The sequence below is a fragment of the Conyzicola sp. genome (assembly GCF_046714715.1).
GTDB lineage: Bacteria > Actinomycetota > Actinomycetes > Actinomycetales > Microbacteriaceae > Conyzicola.
In genome coordinates, this window is sequence record NZ_JBKKAD010000095.1 from 1 (window position 1) to 7,708 (window position 7,708).

The 7,708-nt window shown below is 68.1% G+C and carries 11 protein-coding genes; 2 read left to right on the top strand and 9 right to left on the bottom strand.

The window, feature by feature from the left end; all coding sequences use genetic code 11:
• Positions 1-12 precede the first annotated feature (12 nt).
• Positions 13-984, bottom strand: a complete 972-nt coding sequence (locus tag ACLQ6X_RS07465; protein ID WP_411699543.1) for an IS481 family transposase — start codon at positions 982-984, stop codon at positions 13-15.
• Between the two features lie 248 nt (positions 985-1,232).
• On the opposite strand from ACLQ6X_RS07465, the gene ACLQ6X_RS07470 reads away from it, so the two are divergent.
• Positions 1,233-2,399 carry a mechanosensitive ion channel family protein gene (locus ACLQ6X_RS07470; RefSeq protein WP_411699544.1) on the top strand — a complete coding sequence of 389 codons (1,167 nt, stop codon included), beginning with the start codon at positions 1,233-1,235 and terminating at the stop codon, positions 2,397-2,399.
• Positions 2,400-2,406: 7 nt separating this feature from the next.
• Here ACLQ6X_RS07470 and ACLQ6X_RS07475 read toward each other — a convergent pair whose 3' ends face one another.
• The 5 genes from ACLQ6X_RS07475 to ACLQ6X_RS07495 form a co-directional block, all read right to left on the bottom strand.
• Positions 2,407-2,859, bottom strand: coding sequence for a DUF3817 domain-containing protein (locus tag ACLQ6X_RS07475; RefSeq protein WP_411699553.1), 453 nt, complete (start codon positions 2,857-2,859; stop codon positions 2,407-2,409).
• On the bottom strand, positions 2,856-3,416 hold the full coding sequence (locus ACLQ6X_RS07480) for a GNAT family N-acetyltransferase (RefSeq protein ID WP_411699545.1): 561 nt from the start codon (positions 3,414-3,416) through the stop codon (positions 2,856-2,858). Before ACLQ6X_RS07480 ends, ACLQ6X_RS07475 begins: the two co-directional genes overlap by 4 nt.
• 2 nt (positions 3,417-3,418) lie before the next feature.
• Positions 3,419-4,114 carry a phosphoribosylformylglycinamidine synthase subunit PurQ gene (gene purQ / locus ACLQ6X_RS07485; protein ID WP_411699546.1) on the bottom strand — a complete coding sequence of 232 codons (696 nt, stop codon included), beginning with the start codon at positions 4,112-4,114 and terminating at the stop codon, positions 3,419-3,421.
• A complete protein-coding gene (gene purS / locus ACLQ6X_RS07490; RefSeq protein ID WP_411699547.1) occupies positions 4,114-4,362 on the bottom strand; it encodes a phosphoribosylformylglycinamidine synthase subunit PurS in 249 nt (82 codons plus the stop codon). The genes purQ and purS overlap by 1 nt, the downstream gene beginning before the upstream one ends.
• Positions 4,363-4,428: 66 nt before the next feature.
• Positions 4,429-5,178 carry an SGNH/GDSL hydrolase family protein gene (locus tag ACLQ6X_RS07495; protein WP_411699548.1) on the bottom strand — a complete coding sequence of 250 codons (750 nt, stop codon included), beginning with the start codon at positions 5,176-5,178 and terminating at the stop codon, positions 4,429-4,431.
• Positions 5,179-5,213: 35 nt separating this feature from the next.
• On the opposite strand from ACLQ6X_RS07495, the gene ACLQ6X_RS07500 reads away from it, so the two are divergent.
• Positions 5,214-6,224, top strand: a complete 1,011-nt coding sequence (locus ACLQ6X_RS07500; protein WP_411699549.1) for a serine hydrolase domain-containing protein — start codon at positions 5,214-5,216, stop codon at positions 6,222-6,224.
• Here the strand turns inward: ACLQ6X_RS07500 and ACLQ6X_RS07505 are convergent.
• The 3 genes from ACLQ6X_RS07505 to ACLQ6X_RS07515 form a co-directional block, all read right to left on the bottom strand.
• The gene (locus ACLQ6X_RS07505; protein ID WP_411699550.1) at positions 6,221-6,973 is read right to left on the bottom strand and encodes an SDR family oxidoreductase; all 753 of its coding nucleotides are present in this window, start codon (positions 6,971-6,973) and stop codon (positions 6,221-6,223) included. The genes ACLQ6X_RS07500 and ACLQ6X_RS07505 overlap by 4 nt on opposite strands.
• Entirely contained in the window at positions 6,970-7,266 is a 297-nt protein-coding gene (locus tag ACLQ6X_RS07510; RefSeq protein ID WP_411699551.1) for a hypothetical protein, read from the bottom strand. Before ACLQ6X_RS07510 ends, ACLQ6X_RS07505 begins: the two co-directional genes overlap by 4 nt.
• Before the next feature lie 37 nt (positions 7,267-7,303).
• Positions 7,304-7,708: VOC family protein (locus ACLQ6X_RS07515; protein WP_411699552.1), on the bottom strand; the 405-nt coding region annotated here is incomplete at its 5' end.

Below are 7,708 nucleotides of genomic sequence, written 5' to 3' on the forward strand. Positions count from 1 at the left end.
TGTACTCGGCCATCACATTGGTGACACCCGGTTGATGGGGGCGGTTCCGATGCCGGTGTGGATGCGTTCAGTGTTGTAGTAGTTGAGCCAGGGGGCAAGGGCGTCGGCTCTCTCTTGTCCGCTGGTGTATTTGCGCCGGTATGCCCATTCGGCCTGCAGGGTGCGGTTGAGGCGTTCGACTTTGCCGTTGGTCCATGGGCAGTGGGGTTTGATGAACTTCTGCACGGCTCCGAGTCGGGCGACGGCGTCTTTGAACGCGGCCGAGTTCCGGTAGGCGAAGGCGTTGTCGGAGATGACCCGTTCGATCTTCGGGATGCCGTTCGCGGCGAAGAACGCTGCGGCGCGGGTCAGGACGCCGGCGCAGGTGACGCCCTTCTCGTCGTCGTGGATTTCCGCGTAGGCAAGGCGGCTGTGGTCGTCGATGACGGCATGGACGTAGTCGAATCCGATGCGCTGCTTCTTGTGCTTGTGGGCCACGGTCGCCTCTCGTCCGAGAGCCCTCCAGCCGCCGCCGTCCGGGATCTTGCCGAGTTTTTTCACGTCGATATGCACCAGCTCCCCGGGCCGTTCGCGTTCATAGCGGCGAGCGGTCTTCCGGGAGGCGCGGATGAGTTCCCCGGTGATCGGATCGCACCAGTCCAACCGGGGAACACCGTTGCGGACCAGGATCCGCGACACCGTCCGCGGCGAGACCCCCGTATCGGCCGAGATCCGCTGAGGGCCAGATCGCAGACGCTCCCGGGCAGCCAACACCGCAGCCTCCAGCTCCAGCGAGGTCTTCCGCGGACACGATCGGGGCCGAGACGAGCGTTCGAGCAAACCCGCAGGACCGTCATCTTGGAAACGTCGGACCCATCGGGTTGCGGCCTGCCGGGAGATCCCCATCTCTTTCGCGACATGGGAGACGGGCCGCTTATCCACAATCACCCGCCCGATGAGGATAACTTTCGCGGGCAAATTCAAAGGAGCATTAGCGTGAACCACGAGGGCCTCCGTGTTTGTGAAGATGTCAGATACCTCCACTAAGCACGGAGGTTCCTCCTCTTCACAAGACTCGAAATGTCATCAACCTCATGGCGTAGTACAGCTAGACGCGCGATCTGAGCGAACATCAAGCACCTTGCGACCAAAACTTCCGCCGAGCCGCCACCGAGCAGCCGCCCAGCCCGCCCCCGCTACCCTTGAGGCTTGGCGCTCGACGGTGTGCGTGACCCAACACCTAGGAGAGACTCATGTTCGACTGGCATTCCTGGCTCGGCCTCGCCGCGTCCGTGGCGATCGCCCTCGCGGCGGCGTTCGTCATCGCCGTCATCACCAAGCTCATCGTGGTCGCCGCGACGAAGCGCCGCGAGTGGCCGCGTGCGCTCACCAGCAAGGCGCGCCACCCCTACCGCCTGCTGCTCGCCGTGATCGCGACCTGGGCCGCCATCAACTTCAGCATGCCGGGCATGGAGTGGGTCGACCACGCCTTCCTCATCGCCCTCATCGCGGTCGGCGCCTGGTTCATCGGCGCCATCGTCAGCTTCGGAATCGGCCTCGGCATGGGGCGGTACCGCACCGACGTTCCCGACAACCGGGTCGCCCGCCGCATCCAGACGCAGCTCGCGATCGTGCGCCGACTCGCCTTCGCCGTGATCGTGATCGTCTCGGTCGGGTCGATCCTGCTCACGTTCCCCGGCGTGCAGGCGGTCGGCGCGAGCGTGCTGGCGAGCGCCGGCATCGTCTCGATCGTGGCGGGTCTCGCCGCCCAGTCGACGCTGGCGAACGTCTTCGCCGGCGTGCAGCTCGCCTTCAGCGACGCCATCCGTGTCGACGACGTCGTGATCGCCGAGAAGGAGTGGGGCCGCATCGAGGAGATCACCCTCACCTACGTGGTCGTGCACATCTGGGACGACCGGCGCATGGTGCTGCCCTCGACCTACTTCACGTCGACGCCGTTCGAGAACTGGACGCGTTCCGGCTCCGAGCTGCTCGGCTCGGTCGAGATCGACCTCGACTGGCGCGTCAGCCCGGTCGCGATGCGCGCCGAGCTCGACAAGATCCTCACCCGCACCAACATCTGGGACGGCCGCGCGAGCGTGCTGCAGGTCACCGATGCGACCGGCGGATTCGTGCGCGTGCGCATTCTGGTGACGGCCGTGGATGCGCCTACCCTGTTCGACCTCCGCTGCTTCATCCGCGAGGAGATGGTCGAGTGGCTGCAGACGCAGGATCCGGCCGCGATTCCCCGCACGCGCGTGCAGATGGTCGAGTCGGAGCAGCGCGCCGCGAGCGCGCCGGCGAACGAGACGCACACCGACCAGATCGGCCTGTTCACGGGAAGCGCGCAGGCCGAGGAGCGCGCGAGCCTGCTCACGTCGTCGATCCCGATCATCGACGTCGACGGCCGGCGCGACTAGGCGCGAGCTAGCCGGGCGGGCCCATCACGAGCAGCCCCACGAACACCGCCGCGACGCCCGCGGCGACCAGCACCGCGAACAGCGCCGTGTGGGCGAGCGCCCAGCGCAACAGGCGGTTGGCGGCGCTGCCGTCGCGCGGGTGGTCGGTGGCGACCCGGCGCCAGCCGCCGTCGAGGTGCCCGTGCCGCTCGAGCCAGCGCTCGGCCGGGATCGTCGCGTAGGGAACGACCGCGCTCGCGAGGGCGAGCAGCGTCACCGGCAGGTTCCAGCGCTGGTTGACGGCGAGAATGACGGATGTCGCGGCGAACGCCAGAAAGACGAACCCGTGCAGCCCGCCGCCGATGCTCACCCCGACGTCGGTCAGCACGAAGACGTACTTGAGCAGCATTCCCGCTATGAGCAGGGTCCAGGTGACTGTCTCCGCGAGCGCGAGGGCGCGGAACAGGGCGCGCGGCGTTATGAGTAGTCCGCGACGTCGATGGCGTAGTGCAGCTCGTCGACGCGCTCCGTCTTGAACGGCTGGTCGGGCACGAGCGCGCCGCGCGTCATGCCGAGCTTCTCGAGCAGCGCGGCCGAGGCGGCGTTGCGGGCGTCGAGCGTGGCCGTGACCCGTGTCAGCGCGAGCTCTCCGAACGCGAGCGACAGCATGGTGCTGGCCGCCTCGTACCCGTAGCCCGCGCGCTGGAATCCGGCGTGCAGGGCGAACCCGATCTCGCCCTCGGTCTGGCTCTCGCACTTGAGCACGACCTCACCGATGACCTGGCCGGGCTGGCCGTCCTCGGCTACCTCGATGGCGAGCACGAGCCACTGTCCCTCGCTGTCGACGCGCGACTGCGGCACCTTGGCGAGCAGCGCGAACCGCACCTCGTCGATCGACCGCACCGGCCACGGCAGGTAGCGCACGACCTCCGGGTCGGAGTGGAACTGCAGCAGGTCGTCGAGGTCGTCAGCCGTGTGCGGGCGCAACAGCAGCCGCGGCGTGCTGATCGGCAGCACGGGGGTCCACGGCAGGGGCACGATCAGACCGAGGCGAGCGCTCGGATCGCCGAGGTGAAGATGGCGAGCCCGTCGACGCCGGAGCGCATGGCGGCCGCCGTGTCGGGGCCGAAGCCGGCCTCGACGGCGTGCTCGGGGTGCGGCATGAGCCCGACGACGTTGCCGCGCTCGTTGCTGATGCCGGCGATGTCGTTGATCGACCCGTTCGGGTTGACACCGAGGTAGCGGAAGACGACCTGGCCCTCGCCCTCGAGCCGGTTGATCGTGTCGGCGTCGGCAATGAAGCCGCCCTCGCCGTTCTTGAGCGGGATGGTGATCTCGGCGCCCGTTGCGAAGTCGTTGGTCCACGCGGTGGAGGTGTTCTCGACGCGCAGGCCCTGATCGCGGCAGATGAAGTTGCCGTGGTCGTTGCGGATCAGGCCGCCGGCGAGCAGGTGCGCCTCGGCGAGCATCTGGAAGCCGTTGCAGATGCCGAGCACCGGCATTCCGGCGTTCGCGGCGTCGATGACCTCGGCCATGATCGGGGAGTGCGCGGCGATCGCTCCGCAGCGCAGGTAGTCGCCGTAGCTGAATCCGCCCGGCAGAACGAGTGCGTCGACGCCGTGCAGGTCGTGGTCGCCGTGCCAGAGCGCGACGGGCTCGGCGCCGGCAAGACGCACGGCGCGCTGGGCGTCGCGGTCGTCGAGCGAGCCCGGGAAGGTGATGACGCCGACGCGCATTACGGAACCACCGTGATCGACACGACGTCTTCGATCACCGAGTTGGAGAACATCTCGTCGGCGTAGGTCTGCACCTCGGCGAGCAGCGCGTCGGTCACCTCGCCGTCGACGGTGAGTTCGAAGCGCTTGCCGATGCGCACCTCGGAGACGGTGGTGTTACCCAGGCGGTGCAGGGCGCCGGTGACGGCTTTTCCCTGCGGATCGAGCAGAACGGCCTTGGGCATGACCTCGACGACGATTGTGGGCACCAGTAACTCCAAGGATTTCGCGCGTGGGTTGACGGGTACGAGTCTACCCGAGGGCGCCGGGTGCCGTCAGAGCTGCCCGCGCGCGACCGCGTCGTCGACCGCGAAGTGTGCCCAGTCGCGGTAGCCGATGGCGCTCGGGTGAAACAGGTCGCTCGCAAAGAACCCCTCCGTGTAGGGCGGGGGCGGGGGTGACATGAACGCGCCGGGCGTCGCCGCCACGATCGCGCGCGCCTCCGCCTCGAGGCTGCGCGAGTGCAGGTACAGGTTGAATCGCAGCGGATTCGGCAGCAGCACGAACCGGAAGAAAGCGGGCAGCGACGACATCAGAATGGTCGCGTCGGGGTTCGCGGCGCGCAGGCGGTCAAGCAGGGTTCGGATGTCGCGCCCGAACGCCGCCCGCGACCGGATACCCAGGGCGTCGTTCGCGCCGATCGTGAGGAACACCACGTCGTAGCTGTGCGCCGTGGCGGCCTCGATGAAGTCGCTCAGCAGGTCTTTGGCCGTGGCGCCGTTCTTGCCGATCGCCGTCCACTGCACCCCGCGCCCGTAGTGGGCGGAGAGCGAACGGGCGAGGTTGCCCGGCAGCGCCTCGTGCTGCGAGTCGACGCCGACCCCCGCCGCCGTCGAGTCGCCGAGCACGAGCAGCCGCAGCGGGGCATCGCCTGGGCGGGATGCCGGGGCATCGAGCGTTCCCGACCAGGGGCTCGCGGCATCCGCAAGCCTGGGTGTGTCGCGGCGAAGCCGTCGACCCTGCACGAGCAGAACCGGTGCCACCGGGAGCATCGCCAGTCGGCTGAATCGCTGGAGGAGGGGCACAAACCAATGCTAGGCGCGTCGGTAAACTCGCAGGCATGGATACCGCAGGTCTCACCGAATTTCTCGAGCAGCAGCAATTCTCGGGCGTCGTGCTCGTGCGCAAGGGCAATACCACGGTCTTCGAGTCGGCGACGGGGCTCGCGAGTCGCGGCGCCGAGACGCCGATCACCATGGACACCCGCTTCGACACCGCCTCGATCACAAAGCTCTTCACGAGCGTGGGCGTGCTGCAGCAGGTCGCCGCGGGAAACCTCGACCTCGAGACATCCATTCACCACTACGTCGACCTCGCCGGAACCCGCATCCCGATCGAGGTGAACCTGCTCAACCTGCTCACGCACACGAGCGGACTGGCCGACGACGTCGACGAGGAGAACGGCGACGACTACGCCGAGTTCTGGGCCGCGCTGCCGGTACAGGAGTTTCTCGAGGCGGCCGACTTCCTGCCGCTGTTCGTGAACAAGGAGCCGCTGGCCGACCCGGGCGACGAGGTCGCCTTCATCAACGTCGGCTACATCCTCGCCGGTCTCGCGCTCGAGCGGGTCACCGGTGTTCCCTACCGTCAGTACATCCGCGACGAGGTGTTCGCGCCGGCCGGCATGACCGACTCCGACTTCTTCGACCGGCGCGAGAGCGTGCCCGGCGTCGCCGAGGGCTGGGACCGCACCGAGAACGGCGAGTGGGAGCACAACGCGCTCTCCTACCCGCCGATCGGCACGCCCGACGGCGGTGCGCACTCGACCGCCGCCGACCTCGTGAAGTTCTTCGAGGCCGTGCGCGGCGGTGTGCTGCTCAACAAGGAGTACACCGACGAGTTCCTGCTGCCCCAGGTCGAGCTCGACGAGGAGACGGCCTACGGCTTCGGCCTCGAGTTCGATCTCGACGAGGAAGGCTCGGTGCGGTCGTACTTCCAGGACGGCATCAACGCCGGCGCGAGCGGCATCCTGCGGCACTACCCGGCCGAGAACCTCGACGTGGTCGTGCTCTCGAACTCGGAAGACGGCGCGTGGGACGTCATCACCGAGATCGACGAGCGCATCGGCTAGACCGAGATCGAGAACCCGCCGTCGCTCTTCAACAGCTGCCCGGTGACCCAGCGGCCCTTCTCCGACAGCAGGAAAGCCACGAGGTTCGCGGTGTCTGACGGGGTGCCCAGGCGTCCGTTCGGTTGCATGCCGGTGAGCCAGCTGCGGGTCGCGTCGTCCATCCAGCCGGTGTCGATCGGCCCCGGGTTCACCAGGTTCGCCGAAATGCCCCGGGGTGCGAGCTCTTTAGCGGCGGCGATCACGATCCGGTCGAGCGCACCCTTGCTCGCGCCGTAGGGCAGGTTGCCGGCGGTGTGGTCGCTCGTCAGCGCCACGATCGCGCCGCCCGACCGCGCCTGGCGGGCGAACTCGACGATGAGCATCCAGCTGGCCCTGGTGTTGATGGCGAAGTGTTTGTCGAACTGTTCGACCGAGGTCTCGAGCAGGCCGGAGTCGACGCCCCAGGCATGGCTGAGCACGAGAGCGTCGAGAGGGCCGAGAAGCTCGCGCGCCTGCGAGATGACGGATGCCGCGGCATCCGTTCTCTCTAGATCTGCGGGTATCGCGACCACTCGCGCGCCGCTCGCCGCGAGCTCTGTCAGCAGGTCGTCGAGCCCGTCGGAGGCCGCGCCACCGAAGACGGCCTCGTCGGCGGGCGTCCAGTGGCTCAGCGCGAGGTCCCAGCCATCGGCCGCGAGTGTGCGGGCGATTCCTGCGCCGATGTTGACCGTGCGGCCGACGCCGGTGATGAGGGCGATCGGGCGGGTCATGCTCGGGCCCTCACTCGGCGGTTGTGCGCCACGAACACGAGCAGCGGCGAGGCGGTAGACGCAAGCACGACCGCGATGATGAGCACGTTCAGCACGGAGTAGAGAATCAGCGATCCCACGACGACGAGCGCACCGCCCAGACCGCGCAACAACGGCGCGTTGGGCGGCTGGTTTGGGATTCGGCCCGACCAAGGAATCGGCACGCCCTCGTTGGCGCGCGTGATCTGCCGCGCTGCGGTGAAACCGAGCGCCGTGCCGACGATGATCAGGGCGATTGCGACAACTTCGAGCATGGGCCCATCTTGCTGGCTCCCGACTCGGCGAGCAAACTCAGCCGGCCGCGCTCACCCTGATGAGGTTGGCCCACGGGTCGTCGAAACTCACGCTCTCGCCGTCGTCGCGGGTCTGAACGCCGAAGTGCTTCAGCCGCTCGGTCAGCGCGCCGATGTCGTCGACGCCCGGCACGCGGATGTCGACCTGCGCGAGCCCGAGCGCCAGCGTGCGGGGGCCGGCGCCCTTCGAGTTCCAGGTGTTCATCGCCATGTGGTGGTGATAGCCGCCCGCGCTCACGAACAGTGCGCTGTCGCCGAGCGACAAGGTCGACTCGAAGCCGAGCCGGTCGACATTGAACTCGCGGGCGCTCTGCACGTCACCGACCTGCAGGAGCACGTGCCCGACCCTCGCACCACCGATCAGCGGGTCGGTGGCACCGCTCACGCTGAGGTTGTCCTGGAG

What these genes read in the sequence shown, in the direction of transcription:
- ACLQ6X_RS07510 (WP_411699551.1), bottom strand. Translation starts at nt 7,266, where the DNA reads ATGCTCGAAGTTGTCGCAATCGCCCTGATCATCGTCGGCACGGCGCTC.
- ACLQ6X_RS07505 (WP_411699550.1), bottom strand. Translation starts at nt 6,973, where the DNA reads ATGACCCGCCCGATCGCCCTCATCACCGGCGTCGGCCGCACGGTCAAC.
- ACLQ6X_RS07470 (WP_411699544.1), top strand. Translation starts at nt 1,233, where the DNA reads ATGTTCGACTGGCATTCCTGGCTCGGCCTCGCCGCGTCCGTGGCGATC.
- ACLQ6X_RS07500 (WP_411699549.1), top strand. Translation starts at nt 5,214, where the DNA reads ATGGATACCGCAGGTCTCACCGAATTTCTCGAGCAGCAGCAATTCTCG.
- purQ (WP_411699546.1), bottom strand. Translation starts at nt 4,114, where the DNA reads ATGCGCGTCGGCGTCATCACCTTCCCGGGCTCGCTCGACGACCGCGAC.